Raw genomic sequence first — 19,740 nt, 5'->3', positions numbered from 1 at the left:
GCTCGCGGCATGATCAACTCCAGATCGCCGATGTCGGGCTATCCGCAGCTCTCGGATACCCCGACATCGCCGAAACCGTGTCGATCAAGCGGTGCCGGACTCTTCTGGGACCGCCTCCTCGTCCAGCAGTTCGGCCGGATCGATGGAGAACTCGAAGGGCTCGCGCATCGCGAAGGTGCTGCCCGCTGCTGCGGCGGCCACCGGCCGGTACTCCCCGTTGACCAGCTCGAACAGAGCCAGTGTCGGTACCCGATTGCGCAGGTCCACCCGGAGGAAGAACGGAACTCCGGCAGCCGCGTACTCCCGGGGCCGGTCGATCACGTCCTTGCGTCGGTTGCCCGGCGAAACGATCTCCCCCAGTAGCACCGCCTCGACGATGGGAACCGTCGTGCGGCCACCCCCGGAGCTGCGCAGCACAACGATGTCTGGAATAAAGAGATCATCCCCGGAGAGGACGTTGATCTCCGGATAGACCCAGAAGCCGGCCTTTCGCGCAGCACGGTGCAGCACGTAGGGCAGTTCCCTCTCGACCGACTGGTGGTCGATTCCCGCGTGTGGTGTCACGATCACGCTTCCGCTCAGGACCTCAACCTTGGGGCCGTTGGTCTCCGGCAACAGGTCGAGGGCGAGCTGCGCGGTCCACGGCTCGTCATGCCACCGCAGCACGTCGAACGACGGCTCGGTGTGCTGCGGCGCCGGCTCCGGCGCGAACGCTGCCTCGGCCATCCGGGCTCACCCCCTCAGCGGACCATCATGCTCAGGTCAGCCTAGCCACCGCAGCCCCCGCAGCACGTCATCGCACACCGAGTCCGCCGCCGCTCGATCCGCAGCATCCCGCACGGCACGAATAGATCTTGGACAGTTTCCGTTAGGTCCGAACGGAAACTGTCCAAGATCTGCGGCTGACAGGGCGCGGTCATCGCGAGGGTTGGCTGACCACCGTGAACTCGATGAAGGCGGCCCAGGCCGAGGGGGTGAAGGTCAGCACCGGCCCGTGCCGGTCCGTGCTGTCGCGTACGCCGACCAGGTGCGACAGATTGGTGGCCACCTCCACACAGGTGGAGCCCCCGTTGTCGCTGCGGGTGGACGTGCGCCACACCGCACCGGTCAGGTCCATGACTTCGCCAGCTCCCGCACGAGATCCCGTGAGGCCCGCCGGGGCAACGCCTCGCCCCGCAGGCTCTCCCACCTGCGCTGAAGGTTATCAACGTCCTCCGGGCGATCGGTCACGTGCGCGCGCACCGCGGTGTCGAGGTGCGCGACCTCACCGCTGTCCGGTGTCCGGGCCAGGATGAACGGACCCGCCAACCCGGCATGCATGCCCGCCCCGGCCGGCACGACGTAGAGGTCCACGTGCGGCTGCTCGGTGATCTGGAGCAGGTGCTCGAACTGCGCCACCATCACGGCCGGTGCGCCGATCCCCCGCCTCAGCACCGCCTCGTCGACGACGGCCACGAACTCCGGCGGGTGCTCCCGGCTCAGCACCGACTGCCGGTCCAACCGTGAGCCCACCCGTTGCTCGACCTCCGGCTCCCGCAGCATCCTCCCGCCGCGCAGCACCGCCCGGGCGTACGCCTCGGTCTGCAGGAGGCCGGGGATCAACGACGGCTCGAACCAGCGGATCATGGTCGCCTCCCGTTCGACGGTGATCCACTCACGCAACCACGGCGGGGCGGCGTCGGCCCGGACCAGGGTGAGCAGTCGCTCGAACAGCCCACCGGCCTCCAATATCCCGTCGACCCGGGCGATGAAGTCCTGCGAGGGGGTGCGGTGACCGATCTCCACCATCCCCACCAGCGACGACGAGTAGCTGATGCGCTGCGCCAGCTCCTCCTGGCTCAGCCCACGCTCCCGGCGAGCCCGTCGCAGCTCCGCCCCGAGAAACTCCAGCGTCGACACCGGGCCGCTGTCCATCACACCTCCACCACATCTCGCCCACCAGTCACCACCAGCCATCACCGCGTCTCGGCGGATCGGCACACCCGGCGCTGAGGGCGCTCGCCACCTTCCGACGGTAGTCGCGTCCACACCAGAGTGTGAACAGGCACGAGGAAGGTGGACGTGATGGGCAAGCAGGTCGGGTTGGTGCCAATGACACCGAGGCATCGGCGCAACTGGGCACGGTGGGGTCGGTACTGCACCTGCGGGCTGCGCTGGCCCTGTCCGGACCGGCAGCGTCGTGCGGCCCGGCCGCTGTGGCCCTGCCGGTGGACGCGGTGACCGCGCCACGGTGGATCGTCCACCTACCGACCACCCTGACCAGTCTCGACGACGCCACCGCCCTGGCCGTGGCACTGTGCGACTCGCTCGGTCACCTCGCCGTCGTCGACTTCGGGGAGACGACGCTCAGCGAGGAGGACGCGCAGTTCCTGCGTACCCGAGTGTTCTGTGACGCCCGGCTCGGCGGCGCAGGCCGGTGCCGGCGTCCCGACGCCCACGACGGCCCCTGCGGGCCGGCCCGAAACCGCGGGTGACCCGACGCCGACCCTGGCCGACCGTCATGATCATGCGTCTGATCGACGGATGGCCCGGGGGTGTCCTGCTCCGCGAGCATCAGCGGCGATCACGGTCAAACACGGAGGGGACCACATGAACCAGAAGCTTCAGGCGCGCGCGTTCGAGCGGGTGGCGTCGATCCTGCAACCCGGGGAACAGCCGGTCAGCGCGACCCGGGCGATGGTCGGCAGTTTCTCGGCCGGCCGACTCGGGACGGTCGTCTCGCAGGGACTGATCACCGCGGGCGCCGGGGCGGTGGGCCACGCGCTGTCACGGACCAAGAAGCAGTTCGTCGTCCTCACCGACCGGCGGCTGATCTTCCTGCCGCAGACCTTCCTCGGCGGGCCCGGCACCGGTGTACTCGGCGAGGTGCCCCGGGAACACGTCGCACTCGCCGAGGCGAAGATGGGCATCGTGAGCCTGCTGCGCCTCGCCTTCGGCGCCGGCGGGGACGGCGTCACGCTGACGTTCCCCCGGGTGGACAAGAAAAACGCCGAGGCCCTCGCGGCGGCCCTGGCACCGGCGCCGACCGCCTGACCAGGCCGCGCTGATCGACTCGGGTTCATGGAAGTCGGGGTGTCCGCGGGCCGCGGACACCCCGATTTCGGTGAAAGCGTGTTGATCAGGCGATGGGTGGAACGGTCGGGGGCCACCGGAGCGGCCCCCGACCGGGACTAGCCCCCGTTGATGACGAACTGTGAGCCCGGCTCGACGACGATGTTGCCGTCGGCCGAGTTGGTGATGGTCACGTTGGTCAGGTTGGCGTTGCCGCGCGCCCCGCCCATCGCGAGGATGCCGGCGCCGTTGTTGGATTTGTCGATCCGCACGTTGGTGATGGCGACGTTCGGCATGTTGCCGCCGCCGTTCTTGAACTGGATGCCGTCGTACGTCGAATCGATGATGTCGGTGTCGCGGATGGTGACGCCGGTGATGTCCCGGGTTGCCGGGAAGAGCGTGATGGCGCCGAACTCCTGGTCCTCGTTCCAGAACGCGCCGCCGGTGCGGTAGAGCCCGTTGTTGGCGATCAGCGTCGTTCCGGAGAAGGGCAGCGGGTCGTGGTCGGTCGCCAGCATGATGCCCGGGTAGTTCGCGGTGTCGTAGATCAGGTTGTTCTCGATCGAGTTGTCGTAGCCGCCGTAGATGGCGATGCCGTTGGCCCGCCAGGGCAGTTGGACGGTGTTGTTGACGAAGTGGTTGTCGTGGGCGATGTCGACGCTGCGGTCCTTGACGTACGGGTTGGCCCAGACGGCGAGCGCGTCGTCGCCGGTGGTGCGGAAGGACGAGTTGAACACCCGCGAGTTGCGCGTGCCGTTGCTGAAGTTGATGCCGTCGGCGTACGTGTCGCGGATCCGCATGCCGCTGAACTCCAGCCCGTCGGCCGGGCCCCACAGCTCAGGGATGTTGTCGTAGTCGCGGCCCACCCAGACACCCACGTTGGCGTGCTCGATCCAGACGTTGCTGATTTTGGTGCCGGTGCCGAAGCGACCGTTCAGACCGACGCCGCCCTCGGCGTTGCCGTCACCCCCACGGATCCGGCCCGAGCCGAAGATGGCGATGTCGGAGATCTGGGTGTTCTTGTCGATGTCGAAGCCGAAGTTGCCCTCGTGCGGGTGGTTGATGCCGCCCACCACGTTCTGCGGTTCGGTCAGCGTGTAGAGCTGCGAGTGCCACATGCCGGCACCCCGGATCGTGACGTTGCTGATGCCGACCTGGTTGTACATACCCCGGTTCTGCGGGTCGTCGGTCAGGATCTTCTGCTCCTGCCGCCACTGCCCGGCGGGGATCCAGACGCAGCCGATGACACCGTTCTGGTCGTCGGTCACGGCCCGCTGGATGGCGGCGGTGTCGTCGAGCCCGTCGTTCGGGACCGCGCCGTACGCGGTGATCGAGGTGCAGCCGGCGGGCTGGCTCGCCGGCGGGGCCACCTGCTCCAGGTCGATCATGTCGATCACGTAGAACGAGGCGGTGTCACCCGAGTCGCGCTGCAACTTGAACCGGGTGCCGGCCGGGTACGACTGCGCCAGCAGCGCGTTCGACTCGTCGAAGAGCCGTCGGGCGTCGGCCTGCGGGGTGTTGGTCAGCGCCTCCGGCCCGTCGGTGTTGCCGTAGAGCCAGCTGTGCTTCGACGACAACGTCAGCTTCCGGGAGAACACGTCGTTGACGTAGAGGCTGATGGTCGCCTCGATGCCCCCTCCACCGGGCGCGTCCGGGATCGAGTTGCGCACCACGATGGAGTTGGCCTGGTTGGCCGAGGTGAACTCGACGAACTGGCCGGTGCTGGTGAGCCGTACCGACTTGCGGCCGGAGGACTCGCTGGCGAAGTTGGTGTGCCCGAAGGTGCGCAGCGGGTCGGTCTCCAGCAGCGTGCCCTGGTAACGGCCGGCCTCGGCCTCGTAGGAGACGTACGGGACGGCGGCCCCGCGACCGACCACTATCGACTGGCTGAACGCGTTGTTGCTCTCGTTGGTCTCGGTCACCACGTTTGTCGCGTCAGCGGTGGCGGTGATGGTGGCACCGCCGCTGGTGGCGGTCCAGCTGCCGGTGACGGCCACGGTGACCGTCGCGCCAGCCGCGATCGAGGCGGTGCTGGTGTTGAGCGTGGTGCTGCCCACCACCAGCCGGGTGACGGTGGTGGCGCCGGTCGCGGTGGTGCCCCGGTTGCGGACCGCCACGGTGAAGGTGACGGACGCCCCGACGGCCGGGTTCGGCGGGTTCGAGGCGATGCTGAGCACCTGGAGGTCGGGCCCCGGTGCCTGCGCGATCACCAGCGGCGACGCCGCCGTGAGGCTGTTGTTGCCGTTGTTCTGCTCGACGATCGTGTTCGTCGGGTCGACCACCGCCGAGACGGCGTAGCTGCCCATCGGCCGCGTACCGGCGTTGAACGACACGGTGGTCGAGCCGCCCGCGGCGAGCGCGCCCACCGTGGCGCTGCCGACGACCGCGCCGGCCAGGCTGAAGTTGACAGTGGTCGCGCCGGCGGCGGCCGACCCGATGTTCTGCACGACGGCCGAGAGGGTGACCGCGCTGGCCTCGGTGGGCGACGTGGGTGACCAGGTCACCGAGCTGACGACCAGGTCCGGGTTGGGCGCCGGGGTGCCGCACACCTCCAGCTCGGCCACCTGGCCGGACGGGGCGCCGGTGTTGCCGGTGAACCGCAACTGCACGTCCGCCGTGGTCGCGGTGACCGGGATGGTCACCACGTTGGCGCCCTGGACGAACTGGTAGGCCGCCGCCGACACCAAACTGGTGTACGCCGACGACGCCTGGTCGCGGCCGAGGACCTGGATGGTCTGGGTGCGGGTGCCCCAGGCCGGGTCGGGGTTGAGCTTCACAGTGACGCCGGAGATCGAGTGGTTCGCGCCCAGCGCCACGGTCAGGTTCTGCGGGTAGCTCGCCGCGCCCTCCCAGTAGGTGCTGAGCTGCCCGTCGTTCGCCTTGTCCGGGGTGAAGCTGAAGGTGGAGCCGCTCGCGGTCATGCTCTTGCCCTGCGCCACGTTGGTGCAGGCGGGCGGGTTGCTGCCGGTCCGGGTCACGGTGTTGCTGGTGCCCGACAGGTTGCCGGCGCCGTCGCGGGCACGGACGTAGTACGACACGGTCGCCGTCGCGGGCTGGGTGTCCTGATAGGTGAGGACGGTGCTCAGCGTCGCGATCAGGTTGCCGCCCCGGTAGACGTTGTAGCCGGCCAGGCCGCTGCCACCGGAATCGGTCGACGCGCCCCAGGTGAGCGTGATCGTGCTGCCCGACGTGCTCTGCGACAGCGTCCCCGGGACGCTCGGCGCGGTGGTGTCACCACTGCCGGTACGGGTGACCGTGTTGCTGTTGCCGGAGAGGTTGCCGGCGGCGTCGCGCGCCCGGACGTAGTACGACACCGTCGCCGTGGCCGGCTGGGTGTCGGTGAAGGTGGTCACGTTGCCGACGGACTGGAGGAACGCGCCGTTGCGGTAGATGTCGTAGCCGGCGATGCCGCTGCCGCCCGCGTTGTCGGTGGACGCGACCCAGTTGAGGGTGATGGTGGTGCCCGACTGGGTGTACGAGAGGTTGCCCGGGACGCTCGGCGCGGTGGTGTCCGGGGTGGTCGTGCCGCTGCCGTACACCTCCAGCTCGGAGAGCTGCCCGGCCGGCCAGCCGCTGTTGGCGGTGACGGTGATCCGCACGTAGCGGGTGGAGGCCGAGCTGAAGTTGATCGTGACGGTGCTGCCGCTCGCCGGGTTGAAGGTGTACGTCTGCGACCCGACCAGGTCGGTGAACGACGACCCGGCGGCGCTGCCCTGCACGCTCAACGTCTGCGTACGGGTCGCCCAACCGGAGGTCGGCAGCTTCAGCACGACCTGGTTGACCGACTGCGACGAGCCGAGATCGACCTGCACCCACTGGGGAAACGAGTTGTTGAGGCTCTCCCAGTAGCTGCCCACGTTGCCGTCGACGACCTTCGACGAGTCGTAGACGTCGGCGTGGCCGCTCTCCTGGGTGGGACGACCCTGGGCGAGGTTGGTGGCGGCCGGGGCGAAGGCGCTGCTGGCCGGGGCGGCGGGGCGGGCGGCGCCGGCCGGGCTCGCGATCGCGGTCGCCCCCGCCGTGGCCATCAGCGTGGCCGCGGCCATGGCCGCCACCATCCTGAACAGATTCGTTCGTCTCATCACTGTCCTTGTCGTGGGGGACGGTTGCCGCGGCGGCGTGACCACGGGGGTGCGTCGAGAGAGACGGGGGTGGTACGGACGGCGCGGGGCACGACCAGCAACGGACCCCAGGGAGACCCGTTGAATCTTCCGGATACGTGCTCGGAATCGTGCACGTCTTTGTCGAAATCTTGCGTTACTTTGGCCAAAGGTTACTGACGTGCTACGGGAGCGTCAACACTTCGACCGCTGTGACTATTGATGGGCTTGCCTGCCCGGTCAGGTATCTGGTGCCGCCAGGACGTAGGTCTCCAACAGCTCTCCGCCGTACCAGTCGGTGCGCTGCCCCACGTGCGCCATGCCGAGTCGCCGGCAGACCGCCATCGACGGCTCGTTGCCCGGCGACACCACCGCGTAGATCTCCGGGGTGCCGGCGGCGAACTCCCGCGCCACGACCGCACGCGCCGCCTCGGTGGCGTAGCCGTGACCCCAGGAATCCGGGTGCAGGTGCCAACCCACCTCGATGTCTGACGTACGGCGCGTCTCGTCCCGCCCCGGGAGCGGCTTGAGCAGCACCGTGCCCGCCACCAGCCCGCTGTCGCGCACCTCGATCGCCCACGTGCCGTACCGGCCGCGGTCGGCCGCGTGCCGGTCCCGCCAGAGTCGCAACCGCTCGGCGGCCTGCGCCGGATCGGTCAGCGGCAGCCCGGGTGCCATGCCCAGCCAGCGGGTGATCTCGCTGCGGGAGTAGATGTCGTAGATGCGGGCCAGATCGGCCGGATCGTCGGTCCAATCGCGCAGGATGAGACGTTCGGTGGTGAGAACAGTCATGACCGGCGATCTTAAGGAGTGACCGCACCGAGGACAGGGAAGGAAAACCCGGTGGGCAACGGATGGCAGCGCGCGAAGCGGATCACCAGTGCCGCGTTCCGTCCGGTGCGCGGGCGGGACCTGTCGCTGCACGCCGCCGCGATCACCTTCTACGGGGCGATCGCCGTGGTCCCGGTGGCGCTGCTGGCCCTCTGGCTCACCTCGCTGATCGCGGGAGCCGATCGGGTACGCCGGCTCACGTCGTACGCCGTGGAGGCCCTGCCGACGGCGATCGGCGCGCCCCGGGCGGTGGCCGCGCTGGTCGACGCCGGGGTGGAGTTGACCCCGGTGCTGGCCCTTGCGTCGCTGCTGCCCGCGTCGCTGTACGGCGAGGGGCTGCGCCGGGCGTTCGTGTCGGTGGCGGCTCCGCGCAGCGACGAGCACCTGGTCGGTTGGCGAGGTCGGCTGCTGCTGCTGCCGTTGCTCGCACCGGCGCCCGCGCTGCTGCTGTCGATCCTGCTGGCGCTCCCGCTCACCACCCACCTGGTCACCCAGGGCGGCTGGGTCGGCGCTCTGGGCGTGGTGCTGTCGTTCCTGGCGGTGTGGCTGGTGCTCACACCGGTGCTGGTGTGGGTGTTCCGGGTGGTGGGGCCAGCATCGCCGGACTGGCTCTCCACCCTCGTTGTCGGGTCGTTCACCGCGGCGAACCTCTCCGGGTTCCTGCACGGCTTCGTGCTCTTCGCGTCCCTGCCGCTGGATCTGGGAGCGCCGTTCGGCGGCTTCGACGAGATCGGCGCCGGCGTGGCCGTGCTCCTGTGGCTGTACCTGTTCCACGTGATCGTCCTGGCCGGCTATTCCGCCACGCTGGCCCTCTCCCGCTGGCGCGCCCAACGCACCCCTTCGCAACGCGGGGTGGGCTGACCCGGCGGGGTGGTGGGGCTAGGCTGCGGCGGCATGAGCAGTGAACTTCCCGGCCGGACCGACGTCGTGATCGTCGGTGCCGGGCACAACGGTCTGGTCTCCGCCATCCTGCTGGCCCGCGCCGGCCTGGACGTCCTGGTGCTGGAGGCGGCCGACGTGATCGGCGGCGCCACCCGCACCGAGAACCCGTTCCCGAAGGTGCCGGGGCTGCGCCACTCCACCGGCTCGTACCTGCTCGGGCTCATGCCGCCGGAGCTGCTCGCCACCCTCGACGTGCGGATCCCGGTGCTGCGCCGCGACCCGCACTACTTCCTGCCCACGCCCGGCGGCCTCGGCTCGCCGTACCTGCTCTTCGGCAGCGACACCGCCGCCACCCGGGCACAGCTCGCCGAGTTCTTCTCCCCCGCCGACGTGGCCGCCGACGACTCCATGCAGGCCGAGCTGGCCGCGCTGCGCGAGGACCTCGCCCCGGCCTGGCTGGCCGAGCCGCTGACCGCCGAGGAGACCGCCGAGCGGCACGTCCGTCCGGCGCTGCGGCAGGTCTTCGTCGACCTCGTCCGGGGCTCGGTCGCGGACTACCTGGCCCGGTTCGAGTTCCGCTCCGAACTGCTGGTCAGCATGTACGCGGTCACCGACGGGCTCTCCGGCCTCAACGCCGGCCCGGACGACCCCGGGACCGGCCACAACTTCCTCGTGCACAACATGTGCCGGCTGCCCGGCTCGGGCGGCACCTGGATGATCGCCGAGGGCGGGATGGGCACCGTCTCCCGCACGTTCGCCGACGCCGCGCGCGCCGCCAGAGCCACCATCGCGACCGGTACGCCGGTGCGCGCGGTGACCCTCGACGGCGGCGCGGCCAGCGGAGTCGTGCTGGCCGACGGTCGAGAGGTCGCAGCGAGGGTGGTGCTCGGCGCGTGTGACCCGTACCGGCTGATGGACCTGGTGCCCGACGGCGCGCTCCCGGCGCGACTCGGCGAACGGATGGCGGCGGTCCGCCGCCCCGGCACCACCCTCAAGCTCAACCTGGCGCTCAGCGGCCTGCCGCGGTTCTCCTGCCTGCCGGCGGGTACGCCGAGCCCGTTCGGCTCGACCATCCACCTGCTGCCCGGGTCCGCGTCGCTGGTCGGCGGCGACGCCACCTCGCCGATGACCGCGCTGCGGGACATGTGGGCGGACGTGCAGGCCGGGCGGCTGCCGGCGGAGCCGACCATCGAGTGGTACCTGCACACCACAGTCGACCCGTCGCTCTCCGACGCCGCCGGGCACCACTCGTCGGCGCTGTTCGTCCAGTCGGTCCCCTACGAGCTGGCCGGCACCAGCTGGGACGCGGAGCTGCCCGGCTACGTCGACCGGCTCGTCGAGATCGTCGAGCGGTACGCGCCGGGCACCGCCGACCTGATCGCCGACGCGGTGCCGCTGCCCCCGCCGGGCATCGAGAAGCACTTCGGCATCACCGGCGGTCACATCCACCACGTCGACAACACCGTCTCGTTCACCGACCGCATGCCGTACGCCACCGGCATCGACGGCGTGTACGCGGGCAGCGCCGGCTGCCACCCGGCGGGCAGCGTCATCGGCGCCGCCGGCCACAACGCCGCCCGACGCATCCTCGCCGACCTAGGGCGCTGACCGGTCCCCGCTCGGCCCGGCGGACGGCCGGAGGTCACCCGGGCCGCCGATCAGGTAGTAGCCGACCAGCAGGAGGTACGCGCAGAGGCTCAGGATGGGGTCGATGAAGACGACGGCGAAGGCGACGAGGTAGAGCAGGGGCTTGAGCAGCACCCGACGTGCGATCGCCCGGGCCAGCCGGGGATCCAGGTCGGGGTGCAGCAGCCCGCGCCTGCGGGCCCACCACCAGCTCAGGTTGACGAAGATCGCCTCACCGAGCACGGTGCCGAGGTACAGGGCGGCGGTCAGTCGCTGCTCGGTCGCCCCACCCCGCAGGTTGTCCGACAGCAGGTCGGCGGTGAACGGGATGGTGGCGATGAAGAGCAGGACGCCGAGGTTGAAGACCAGCAGCATCTGATCGACCCGGACCACGTACCGCCACAGGTTGTGGTGGGCGAGCCAGACCTGCCCGGCGAGCGCGAAGGTGATCACATACGCCAGGTAGGACGGCCAGGCGTGGGCCAGGGCGTCCGGAACCTCTCGTCCACTGTCCCTGGCGGGGCCGGTCTGGAGCAGCTCGACGGCCATCACCGTCAGGACGACCGCGAAGACGCCGTCGCTGAACGTCTCCACCCGGGCGGCGTCCCGGGCCTTCTCCCGGCCGCGTTCGTACCGGTACTCCTCCTCCTGCGCGTCCGCCCCCGCCACGCCTGCCCCGCTCCCGGTGGTGCGTCGCTCGCGCACCCCTCCCCGCGATCTTGCGCTTCCGGTCGCCGTTCCGGGGCGATTGCCGAACTTTGCTGCCGCCGGAAGTGCAAGATCGCGGGGACGGGGGTCAGCTCAGGGCTTCGCCCGCCGGGGCCGGGGTCTCCGCGTCGACGCGGTGGGCGCGGACCTTGTGGCCGACGCTGGTCAGGCAGCGGCCGCTGGGCAGGTCGAAGCGCCAACCGTGCAGCTGGCAGGTCAGCTGGTCACCCTCGACGATGCCGAACCGGGTCAGGTCCGCCTTCAGGTGCGGGCAGCGCCGCTGCACCACCCAGTCGCCAAGCGTGATGTCCTCGGCGTCGGTGCTGCGCTCGTGCTCGTCGTACCAACCCTCGGCGTACTGGAGGCGCTCCTCGGAGAGGCACTTGAAGAACGCGTAGACGAACTCGTTGTACTGGCCGATCCGGGCCGCCGAGAACCGGCAGGACAGGAAGAGCGAGTTGACCCAGTCCACCTCGTCGATGAAGAGCAGGTGCTCGATCAGCGACCGGTCGGTCCGGAAGCGGTAGCGGACCTTCTCGTCCGCGTACGGCCGGACCTCCTTGCCCGGGAAGTCCACCACGATGGATTCAATGGTCTCCCCGCCCGAGTCGTCGGTGCCCACCAGGTCGAAGCGGACCGGGCCGCCGACCCCCTTGGCCAGGTAGATCGATTCGTCGAGCAGCGGCTCGATGCGGCGCTTCATCTCGCCGAGCACGTCCACCTCGGGGTGCCGCCAGGACGCCTTCTCCGCCTCGATGATCGGGCGCTTGCGCTCGCGCATCTCCTCCAGGTGGGCGACCTTGTTCGCGAAGAACTCCTCCACCGGCACCGGGTGGGTGGTGCTCGCGCCCTCGGTGGTGACCTCGGCGACGCTGCCCGGCAGCAGCACGATGCCGTTGGTGCCGCCGACCTTCGCGTACTCGCTCAGGAAGACCGACTGGTCCGGGAAGATGTTGCCCTCGTCGCCGTGGATGTCGTTGAACTGCCACAGCGCGTCGTCGAGGAAGCACGGCGGGCCGGCGATCGGGAAGACGTGGTCGGCCTTCAGGTCGTCGATGTAGCGCCACGTCCGGTCGAACTGCCGGTCGCGCTTCTGCTTGCCGAACGCGGTCTTCGCCGCCTGCGGCAGCTCGTAGACCATCGGGTACCAGATCGCCCCGGAGAACTGGAGCAGGTGCGCGTGCACGTGCCCCAGCTCGGCGAAGACGCTCAGGTCGGTGGGGCGGGCGTCGTTCTGGTTGAGCAGCCGCACACCGTCGTACTCGACCCAGAGCGAGGAGTCACCGATCGGGCCGTCGGTGGGGCTGGTCAGCGCCTGGATCATGATCTTCAGGCCGCCGTCCAGCTCCACGACCTGCTCGTTGGGCGCCTTGAGGAACTTCGTGAAGCCCAGCGCCCGGAACTCGTCCTCCATCTCCGAGGTGGGGAACTCGGGGAGCAGGACGGTGGCGTCCTTCGAGACGAAGTCCCGCAGGTGCTTCGCGTCGAAGTGGTCCCGGTGCAGATGGGAGACGTACAGGTAGTCGACCTGGCCCAGCGTCTCCCAGTCGAGCAGGGAATTGTCCGGGAAGGGAAACCACGAGGCGAAGTAGGCCGGGTTGACCCACGGGTCGCACAGGATGCTGCCCGCGGCCGTGTCGATCCGCATGCTGGCGTGCCCGGTTCCGGTCACTCGCACCGCACAGTCCCCCTCAAACAGACAATCAGGTGTACGCCAAACGCTACCGGAGGGAGTCTGACCGCCACCCCGCGACGCCCGTAGTGCCGTCCGGCCTGGGCGGGCAGGGCCAGAAGGCGGGGAAACCCCCACCGCACCGCCCCGTGCGGGAGGCGTGCCAGACTAACCAAAGATCCGATCGCGAGGGAAGGACCGACAGTGGCAGGAAGCGAGCCGGTAACGTCGCCAGACCAGCACAAGCCCGGGCACCGGAAGGCCGGGCGCATCGGCGCGGTGCTGTCCGCGCTGGCGCTGCTGGCGATGGTCTGCGGCAACCACGAGGGCAGGGTCGAGGACATCTGGCTGGTCGGCCTGGCCGCGCTGCTGCTGGTCATCGTGATCGGCGACGCTGTGCTGCGGCGCAACGGTCTGCGTTCCTGACCTCGCCGGACAACCCGGTCGACGTACGAGGGCCCGCCCCCACCCGGGGGACGGGCCCTCGTTCGCGTACGTGTCGGGGTCAGCGCCCGAAGAGGATGTCCTGCACGTCCTTGAGCGCGGCGTCGACCTCGGCCTCGAAGTAGCCGCCGGGCACCAGGCCGAACCGGAGCGTGTCCAGATCCTTCGGGTCGACCGGCATCGGGTTGCGGCGCTGCATGCCGCCGAGCAGGGTCTCAAAGAACCGGTCCACCTGGTCCGGGTCGTACCCGCTGCCGAAGCGGCGCACCTGGAAGCTGCGGCGGATCTGGTCGACCCGGTACAGGTCGCTGCCGGGCGGGCCGGCCATCGGCGGGCCGGCCATCGGCGGGCCGGCCATCGGCGGGCCACCCATCGGCGGGCCGGCCACGGCGGGCGGACCCGCCATCGGCGGGCCACCGAGGCCCTGCTGCGGCATCGGGGGCGGGCCGGCCGGGCCACGGCGCATGTCGCGCAGATCCCGTTCGGGCATCCGGATCTCGGCGGTCATGTCGGCGCGACCGTGCCGACCGGCCTCGAAGCCGTCGAAGCGGGGCTCCTCCGGCGGATAGCCGCCACCGGGCCCACGCTGGTCGTCGGGCGGGCCGTAGCCGCCGGGCATGCGCTGGTCGTCGGGCGGACCGTAGCCGCCGGGCATGCGCTGCTCGTCGGGCGGGCCGTAGGCTCCCGGACCGGCGGGCAGACCGCGCGGCGGGACGCCGTGGCCACCCATCGGACCACCGGGCCCCATCGGGCCGGGGCCGCCGGGGCCGCCGGGGCCGCGCTGCGCGTCGTAGCCACCGCGGGGGGCGTCGTACCCGCCGGCGAAGGCGCCGGTGGGCTCGTCGTACCGGCCGTAGCGGTCGGCGGGCGGACCGGCCTGCGCGGGCATCGGCCGGGGCGGCATCGGCTGCGGAACCATGCCCCCACGGTCGTCGCGCAGCGGCGGGCCCATCCGATCCGGAGGGCCCAACCGGTCACCCATCCGAGGGTCGCCGCCGCGCCCGGCGCTCGTGCGCTCCTCCAGCTCGGCCAGTTGCCGCTCGACCCGGTCCAGGTGCAGGTCGACCTGCCACTCGTCGTAGCCGTTGAACCGGACCCGGAAGACGACGTCGTGGACCTCCTGGGAGGCCACCGGCGCACCCACCTGCCGGCCGTCGAGCGTCGCCTCGACCCGGTCGAGGAAGGCATCCACCTCGTCGACCTTGTATCCCCGGCGGAGCGCCTTGCGCCGGAAACGCTGACCCTGACTCGCCACTATGTCTCCTGGTCTCGTTCGCCACGCCCGGTCACGCCGGTGCCTCTCCGGCGCGGTCGGTGAAGGTGTCGGTGTCCTCGGCGGCGGCGAGCTGGCCACACGCGCCGTCGATCTCGCGACCCCGGGTGTCCCGTACGGTGGTGGAGACTCCCGCGTCACGCAAGCGCCGGACGAACTCCCGCTCGACCGGCTTCGGGCTCGCGTCCCAGCGGCTGCCCGGCGTCGGATTGAGCGGGATGAGGTTCACATGCGCCAACTTGCCGGCCAACAGCCGCCCGAGCAGGTCAGCTCGCCACGGCTGGTCGTTCACGTCCTTGATCATTGCGTATTCGATGGACACGCGACGGCCCGTCCGGGCGGCGTAGTCCCACGCTGCGTCCAGCACCTCGGCTACCTTCCAGCGCTGGTTTACCGGCACGAGTTCGTCGCGCAGATCATCATCGGGCGCGTGCAGCGACAACGCAAGGGTCACAGAGAGGTCTTCGCTGGCCAGTCGGCGGATGGCCGGAACCAGGCCGACCGTGGAAACGGTGATGTGCCGCTGGGAGAGGCCCAGGCCCTCCGGAGCGGGGCTGACCAGCCGACGGATCGCCGCGATGACCCGGTTGTAGTTGGCCAGCGGCTCGCCCATGCCCATGAACACGACGTGCGACAGCCGCGGCGGTGAGCCGGCGACCGCGCCCGAGGCCGCCACCCCGGCCAGGTAGACCGCCTGGTCGACGATCTCCGCCGTGGACAGGTTGCGGGTCAACCCGGCCTGGCCGGTGGCGCAGAACGGGCAGGCCATGCCGCAGCCCGCCTGGCTGGAGATGCAGACCGTGACGCGGTCCGGGTAGCCCATCAGCACGCTCTCCACCAGCGCGCCGTCGTGCAGCTTCCAGAGCGCCTTGCGGGTCGCGCCGTCGTCACAGGCCAGCTCGCGCACCGGATTGAGCAGCGTGGGCAGCAACTGGTCGGCCAGCCGCTCACGCGTCGCCGCCGGGAGATCGGTCATCGCCTGCGGGTCGCGAACCAGCCGCCCGAAGTAGTGGTTGGAGATCTGCTTGGCACGGAACGCGGGCTCACCCAACCCGGCGACCAGCGCCTGGCGGCCGGCCAGATCCAGGTCGGCAAGGTGCTGCGGCGGCATGGAGGCCCGGCGCGCGGCGGGGGCTTCCGAGATGGCGGGGATCAACGGCAGGCTCGTCATGGCTGGTCCAGTGTGTCACGCCTCCGGCGCCGGGCACCCCTCCGGAGGTGTGGAACCGCTCCCGGCCGGCGGTCGCGAACGCTCGGGCCACGGTGATCCATGCCTCACCCCACCATCGGCACGAAGATCGCCAACAGCAGGTACGCGGTCGGCACCGCGAACAGGATCGAGTCCAGCCGGTCCATCAGGCCACCGTGCCCGGGCAGCAGGTTGCTCATGTCCTTGACCCCGAGGTCCCGCTTGATCATCGATTCGGCGAGATCGCCGAGGACCGCCGCACAGGAGACGGCCACCCCGAACACGGCACCCCACCAGGGGGCCACCTCGAACATCAGCCACAGCAGCAGGGCACTGCCCAGCGCCGCCGCGGTGACCGAGCCGGCGAAGCCCTCCCAGGACTTCTTGGGGCTGATCGACGGGGCCATCGGGTGGCGGCCGAAGGAGACGCCGGCCGCGTACCCGCCGGTGTCGGAAAGGACCACCGCGATCAGCGTGGCCAGGATGCGCAGCCGGCCGTCGTCGGGGGCCGCCGCCAGCAACGCCGCGAAACCGCCGAGGAACGGCACGTAGACCGCGATCAGGGTGGCCGCGGTGAGATCCCGCTGGAAGCCGGCCGGGCCGTCGCCCAACCGCCAGACCATCGTGCCCAGCACGGTGACCAGCAGGCCCAGGCTGAGCGCGTCCGGGCCGGCGAACCACGCCAGCCCGATGGTCAGCACGCCACCGGCGAGCAGCGGCACCAGCGGCGGGTGGGCGCCGCTGCGGCGGACCGCCCGGGCCATCTCCCAGATGCCGACCGCGATGGCGGCGGCGATCACCGGCAGGAACGCCAGCGGGTAGAAGACCAGCGGAACCACGATCAGCGCGCCGAGGCCGAGCCCGACCCCGATCGCCGCCGGCAGGTTCCGGCCGGCCCGCCCGGTGCCCACCTGCTGGGTCGCCGGCCGGTCGAGGCTGGCCCGTCGCCGGCCTTTCGGCCGCCGGCCGCTCGGCGGCTCCGGCTCGGTCACCGGATCGTCGTCCGGCAGGATCTCGGCGCCGATGGGCGCGAGCTGCGCGGTCGGGTAACCGGCATCGTCATCGAAGCGTGGCGGAACGTCCCGGTCGTCGAAGCGGGACGGCGCGTCACGGTCGTCGAAGCGGGACGGCGCGTCACGGTCGTCGTAACGCTGGCCGGCGCCGGGGTCGGCATAACGTGGCGAAGCGTCACCCGCTGGCGGGCGGTCGCCGTAGCGGCCGGGGCGACCCCGGTCGTCGTACCGGTCGGCCTGGTTGCCGTCCTCGTAGCGGTCCCGGTCGTCGAAACGGTCGCGCCGGTCCCGGTCGTCGAAGCGGTCCCGGTCGTCCGGGCGGACCGTCCGGCCGCGCTCGTCGTACGGGTCCGCCGGGTACGGATCGGCGTACGGGCGGCTGCGGGGCTCGGCGTACAACTCGGGCCCGGCGGCCGGACGGCGGCTCCACTGGCCCGCCTCAAGCTCCTGCTCGGGCCAGGGCAGGGCCACCGGGCGCTCGGGCCGGTCCCAGCCGCGCGGCTCGTCGGTGTAGGGGTCGGGGTGGGACATCACGCACCGCGACGCGGCACGAGTACCACCACATGACGCAAGACCACAAGCATCCCCTACACGCGCGACTGTGTTCCTCCGGCTCGACCGCCCCGACGGTCGGTCGATTCCCGGTGTGCACCGCCCGGTGGCCGGGAATCCTGCCGAGCCTACTGCACCCGCCGCCGGGGCGAGGCGGACGATGGCGCCCCTGACCGCCGGGGCCCCTCCGGGGGTCGCGGTGAGCGAGATCCGGCGAGTCGCCGCGCTGCCACGACGGCGGCGGCCGCACGGCGGCCCGAGAACCGCGCCCACCGTCCGCACGAGCACCGGCGGTGCATCGACGCCTATCCGACCGAGCATCCGGGCGAACAGGGGATGACCCGCGCTACCCGTCGGTGGTCGGCTGTCGGTGTGCTGGCGTCCGCCGGCGGTTTCCACCACAGCAGCGGGGAGGAACGTTCGTGCGCAGAATCAGCCTGGCGGTGCTGACGATGGTCGCCCTCGTCCTGACGGCGGCTCCACCGGCCACCGCGGCGACGCGGAACGCCAGCATCAGGATCGACCACCGCACCAGCGAGATCTACCTGTACGACGGGAGTCCCGACGGCACCGGGCCGGCGTTCCCGGCCGCCACCGCCCGGGGGGAGGTGCGCAACTGCCCGACCGGCGTGTACTTCCTGTCGGCGTCGCTGACCCAGGACGGCCTGCCGACCTACTGGGCCACCGGCGGCCTCGGCGCCGGCGAGATCGTCTGCGACGGTGGCACCGCCAGCATCTCGATGGGCTTCTACCGGGGCGGCCCGGTGCTGCACCCGGGTCGGGCCACCGTGCGCTTCGAGCTGCACGACGCGTACGTCGGAACGACCCTGACCGAGACGACCCGTACCGTCCGGATCCCCCGCTGACGCGCAGACGGCACGAGGCCCGTCCCCGGATCGGGGGCGGGCCTCACGTCGGCTGCTCACCCGGCGGACGCCGGGTCGGGCCTCAGACCTCCAGCAGCTCGGTCTCCTTGTGCTTGACCAGGTCGTCGATGCTGGCGACGTAGCGCTGCGTCAGGTCGTCCAGTTCCTTCTCGGCGCGGCGACCGTCGTCCTCGCCGGCCTCGCCGTCCTTGACGATCCGGTCCAGCTCCTCCTTGGCGCGGCGGCGGACGTTGCGGATGGCCACCTTGGCCTCCTCGCCCTTGTGCCGGGCCACCTTGATCATGTCGCGGCGGCGCTCCTCGGTCATCTGCGGGAGCAGGATGCGCAGCTGGTTGCCCTCGTTGTTCGGGTTCACCCCGAGGTCCGAGTCGCGGATCGCCTTCTCCATCGCGTTGATCTGCGAGTTGTCGTACGGCTTGATGATGGCCATCCGCGGCTCGGGAACCGCGATGGACGCCATCTGCGTCAGCGGCGTGGGCGTGCCGTAGTAGTCGATGATGACCTTGGAGAACATGGCGGCGTTGGCGCGACCGGTACGGATGGCGCCGAACTCCTCCTTGGCGTGCTCAACCGCACGCTCCATCTTCTCCTCGGCCTCGAGGAGGGTGTCGTCGATCACCGGTCTCCTCGCCTCCTTCTGTGCTCGTCGTGGGCCTTGCTGAAAGTCGTCAGACCGCTGCTGCCGTCGCCACCGGCGGGGCTCAGGCGGTGATCAGGGTGCCGATCTTTTCGCCACCCACCGCGCGGATGATGGTGTCGTCACCCTGCGCGCCGAAGACCAGCATCGGCAGGCCGTTCTCCATGCATAGGCTGAACGCAGCGGCGTCGGCCACCCGCAGGTTGCGGCGCAGCACCTCGGAGAAGGTGATCGAGTCGAGCTTGCTGGCGGTGGGGTCGATCCGGGGGTCGGCGGTGTAGACGCCGTCCACGCCGTTCTTGCTCATCAGCACCACGTCGGCCCGGATCTCCAGCGCCCGCTGGGCGGCCACGGTGTCGGTGGAGAAGTACGGCATCCCGGCGCCGGCGCCGAAGATGACCACGCGGCCCTTCTCCAAATGCCGGATCGCCCGCAGCGGGATGTACGGCTCGGCGACCTGGGCCATGGTGATGGCGCTCTGCACCCGGGTCTCGATGCCCTCCTTCTCCAGGAAGTCCTGGAGGGCGAGGCAGTTCATCACGGTGCCGAGCATGCCCATGTAGTCGGCGCGGGCCCGGTCCATGCCGCGCTTCTGCAGCTCCGCGCCGCGGAAGAAGTTGCCGCCGCCAACCACGACGGAGACCTGTACGCCGCGGCGGACCACGGTGGCGATCTGTCGGGCGATGGCCTGGACGACGTCCGGGTCGACGCCTATCGCGCCGCCACCGAACACCTCACCGGAGAGCTTCAGCACCACCCGGCGGGCCCGTCCCGGCGGCGGCGCCGTCGGATCGTCCACCGCCAGCGTCCGGTCACTCACAACCTGCGTCATCCGCCCCGCCTTCCCCCACGCGCACGCCCCGCGCGACGCGTTA

General features: G+C 70.8%; 18 protein-coding genes. 6 read left to right on the top strand and 12 right to left on the bottom strand.

The window, feature by feature from the left end; all coding sequences use genetic code 11:
* Positions 1–84: 84 nt before the first annotated feature.
* The 3 genes from ABZT87_RS03770 to ABZT87_RS03760 all read right to left on the bottom strand — a co-directional run bounded on the left by ABZT87_RS03770 (position 85) and on the right by ABZT87_RS03760 (position 1,914).
* On the bottom strand, positions 85–726 hold the full coding sequence (locus ABZT87_RS03770; protein ID WP_355133411.1) for a Uma2 family endonuclease: 642 nt from the start codon (positions 724–726) through the stop codon (positions 85–87).
* 190 nt (positions 727–916) lie between these two features.
* Complete coding sequence (locus ABZT87_RS03765) at positions 917–1,117, bottom strand: DUF397 domain-containing protein (protein WP_354856341.1); 201 nt, start codon at positions 1,115–1,117, stop codon at positions 917–919.
* Positions 1,108–1,914, bottom strand: a complete 807-nt coding sequence (locus ABZT87_RS03760; RefSeq protein WP_355133409.1) for a helix-turn-helix transcriptional regulator — start codon at positions 1,912–1,914, stop codon at positions 1,108–1,110. Before ABZT87_RS03760 ends, ABZT87_RS03765 begins: the two co-directional genes overlap by 10 nt.
* 209 nt (positions 1,915–2,123) lie before the next feature.
* Between ABZT87_RS03760 and ABZT87_RS03755 the strand changes: the two genes are divergently transcribed.
* Together ABZT87_RS03755 and ABZT87_RS03750 are read left to right on the top strand one after the other, a co-directional pair.
* A complete protein-coding gene (locus tag ABZT87_RS03755; protein WP_354856344.1) occupies positions 2,124–2,474 on the top strand; it encodes a hypothetical protein in 351 nt (116 codons plus the stop codon).
* Positions 2,475–2,589: 115 nt separating this feature from the next.
* A complete protein-coding gene (locus ABZT87_RS03750; RefSeq protein WP_355133407.1) occupies positions 2,590–3,033 on the top strand; it encodes a hypothetical protein in 444 nt (147 codons plus the stop codon).
* Positions 3,034–3,170: 137 nt separating this feature from the next.
* Here ABZT87_RS03750 and ABZT87_RS03745 read toward each other — a convergent pair whose 3' ends face one another.
* Both ABZT87_RS03745 and ABZT87_RS03740 read right to left on the bottom strand, forming a co-directional pair.
* On the bottom strand, positions 3,171–7,133 hold the full coding sequence (locus ABZT87_RS03745) for a CARDB domain-containing protein (protein WP_355133405.1): 3,963 nt from the start codon (positions 7,131–7,133) through the stop codon (positions 3,171–3,173).
* Positions 7,134–7,391: 258 nt separating this feature from the next.
* A complete protein-coding gene (locus ABZT87_RS03740) occupies positions 7,392–7,943 on the bottom strand; it encodes a GNAT family N-acetyltransferase (protein ID WP_355133403.1) in 552 nt (183 codons plus the stop codon).
* 51 nt (positions 7,944–7,994) lie between these two features.
* Between ABZT87_RS03740 and ABZT87_RS03735 the strand changes: the two genes are divergently transcribed.
* Both ABZT87_RS03735 and ABZT87_RS03730 read left to right on the top strand, forming a co-directional pair.
* The gene (locus ABZT87_RS03735; RefSeq protein ID WP_354856349.1) at positions 7,995–8,843 is read left to right on the top strand and encodes a YhjD/YihY/BrkB family envelope integrity protein; all 849 of its coding nucleotides are present in this window, start codon (positions 7,995–7,997) and stop codon (positions 8,841–8,843) included.
* A 33-nt stretch (positions 8,844–8,876) separates the two neighbouring features.
* Entirely contained in the window at positions 8,877–10,472 is a 1,596-nt protein-coding gene (locus tag ABZT87_RS03730; RefSeq protein ID WP_355133401.1) for an NAD(P)/FAD-dependent oxidoreductase, read from the top strand.
* Here ABZT87_RS03730 and ABZT87_RS03725 read toward each other — a convergent pair.
* Entirely contained in the window at positions 10,461–11,159 is a 699-nt protein-coding gene (locus ABZT87_RS03725) for a TMEM175 family protein (protein WP_355133399.1), read from the bottom strand. The two genes, ABZT87_RS03730 and ABZT87_RS03725, sit on opposite strands and share 12 nt — an antisense overlap.
* Positions 11,160–11,286: 127 nt before the next feature.
* Positions 11,287–12,876: a Rieske 2Fe-2S domain-containing protein gene (locus ABZT87_RS03720; RefSeq protein WP_354856354.1), complete on the bottom strand. Its 1,590-nt coding sequence runs from the start codon at positions 12,874–12,876 to the stop codon at positions 11,287–11,289.
* Positions 12,877–13,074: 198 nt separating this feature from the next.
* Here ABZT87_RS03720 and ABZT87_RS03715 point away from each other — a divergent pair, with 198 nt between their 5' ends.
* Entirely contained in the window at positions 13,075–13,296 is a 222-nt protein-coding gene (locus tag ABZT87_RS03715) for a DUF2631 domain-containing protein (protein ID WP_355133397.1), read from the top strand.
* A gap of 79 nt (positions 13,297–13,375) precedes the next feature.
* On the opposite strand, the gene ABZT87_RS03710 is transcribed toward ABZT87_RS03715, so the two are convergent.
* The 3 genes from ABZT87_RS03710 to ABZT87_RS03700 all read right to left on the bottom strand — a co-directional run bounded on the left by ABZT87_RS03710 (position 13,376) and on the right by ABZT87_RS03700 (position 17,320).
* Positions 13,376–14,569, bottom strand: a complete 1,194-nt coding sequence (locus tag ABZT87_RS03710) for a DivIVA domain-containing protein (RefSeq protein ID WP_355133395.1) — start codon at positions 14,567–14,569, stop codon at positions 13,376–13,378.
* A gap of 31 nt (positions 14,570–14,600) precedes the next feature.
* A complete protein-coding gene (gene rlmN, locus ABZT87_RS03705; RefSeq protein ID WP_354856357.1) occupies positions 14,601–15,758 on the bottom strand; it encodes a 23S rRNA (adenine(2503)-C(2))-methyltransferase RlmN in 1,158 nt (385 codons plus the stop codon).
* 104 nt (positions 15,759–15,862) lie between these two features.
* Positions 15,863–17,320: a phosphatidate cytidylyltransferase gene (locus tag ABZT87_RS03700; protein WP_355133393.1), complete on the bottom strand. Its 1,458-nt coding sequence runs from the start codon at positions 17,318–17,320 to the stop codon at positions 15,863–15,865.
* 443 nt (positions 17,321–17,763) lie between these two features.
* Here ABZT87_RS03700 and ABZT87_RS03695 point away from each other — a divergent pair, with 443 nt between their 5' ends.
* Entirely contained in the window at positions 17,764–18,207 is a 444-nt protein-coding gene (locus ABZT87_RS03695; RefSeq protein WP_355067876.1) for a hypothetical protein, read from the top strand.
* A gap of 82 nt (positions 18,208–18,289) precedes the next feature.
* Here ABZT87_RS03695 and frr read toward each other — a convergent pair whose 3' ends face one another.
* Both frr and pyrH read right to left on the bottom strand, forming a co-directional pair.
* The gene (gene frr / locus ABZT87_RS03690; protein WP_354856362.1) at positions 18,290–18,847 is read right to left on the bottom strand and encodes a ribosome recycling factor; all 558 of its coding nucleotides are present in this window, start codon (positions 18,845–18,847) and stop codon (positions 18,290–18,292) included.
* An 82-nt stretch (positions 18,848–18,929) separates the two neighbouring features.
* Entirely contained in the window at positions 18,930–19,697 is a 768-nt protein-coding gene (gene pyrH / locus ABZT87_RS03685) for a UMP kinase (RefSeq protein WP_354856364.1), read from the bottom strand.
* Positions 19,698–19,740: the final 43 nt, after the last annotated feature.

It is taken from the genome of Micromonospora sp. NPDC005237 (assembly GCF_040607775.1).
GTDB lineage: Bacteria > Actinomycetota > Actinomycetes > Mycobacteriales > Micromonosporaceae > Micromonospora.
The sequence above is the reverse complement of the archived record's forward strand: the minus strand, read 5'-3'. Positions and strand labels throughout refer to the sequence as shown.

Excerpts from the sequence above, each read along its gene's own strand:
- ABZT87_RS03765 (WP_354856341.1), bottom strand. The coding sequence starts at position 1,117 with ATGGACCTGACCGGTGCGGTGTGGCGCACGTCCACCCGCAGCGACAAC.
- ABZT87_RS03770 (WP_355133411.1), bottom strand. The coding sequence starts at position 726 with ATGGCCGAGGCAGCGTTCGCGCCGGAGCCGGCGCCGCAGCACACCGAG.
- ABZT87_RS03700 (WP_355133393.1), bottom strand. The coding sequence starts at position 17,320 with ATGTCCCACCCCGACCCCTACACCGACGAGCCGCGCGGCTGGGACCGG.
- pyrH (WP_354856364.1), bottom strand. The coding sequence starts at position 19,697 with ATGACGCAGGTTGTGAGTGACCGGACGCTGGCGGTGGACGATCCGACG.
- ABZT87_RS03760 (WP_355133409.1), bottom strand. The coding sequence starts at position 1,914 with ATGGACAGCGGCCCGGTGTCGACGCTGGAGTTTCTCGGGGCGGAGCTG.
- ABZT87_RS03750 (WP_355133407.1), top strand. The coding sequence starts at position 2,590 with ATGAACCAGAAGCTTCAGGCGCGCGCGTTCGAGCGGGTGGCGTCGATC.
- ABZT87_RS03745 (WP_355133405.1), bottom strand. The coding sequence starts at position 7,133 with ATGAGACGAACGAATCTGTTCAGGATGGTGGCGGCCATGGCCGCGGCC.
- ABZT87_RS03730 (WP_355133401.1), top strand. The coding sequence starts at position 8,877 with ATGAGCAGTGAACTTCCCGGCCGGACCGACGTCGTGATCGTCGGTGCC.
- ABZT87_RS03740 (WP_355133403.1), bottom strand. The coding sequence starts at position 7,943 with ATGACTGTTCTCACCACCGAACGTCTCATCCTGCGCGATTGGACCGAC.
- rlmN (WP_354856357.1), bottom strand. The coding sequence starts at position 15,758 with ATGACGAGCCTGCCGTTGATCCCCGCCATCTCGGAAGCCCCCGCCGCG.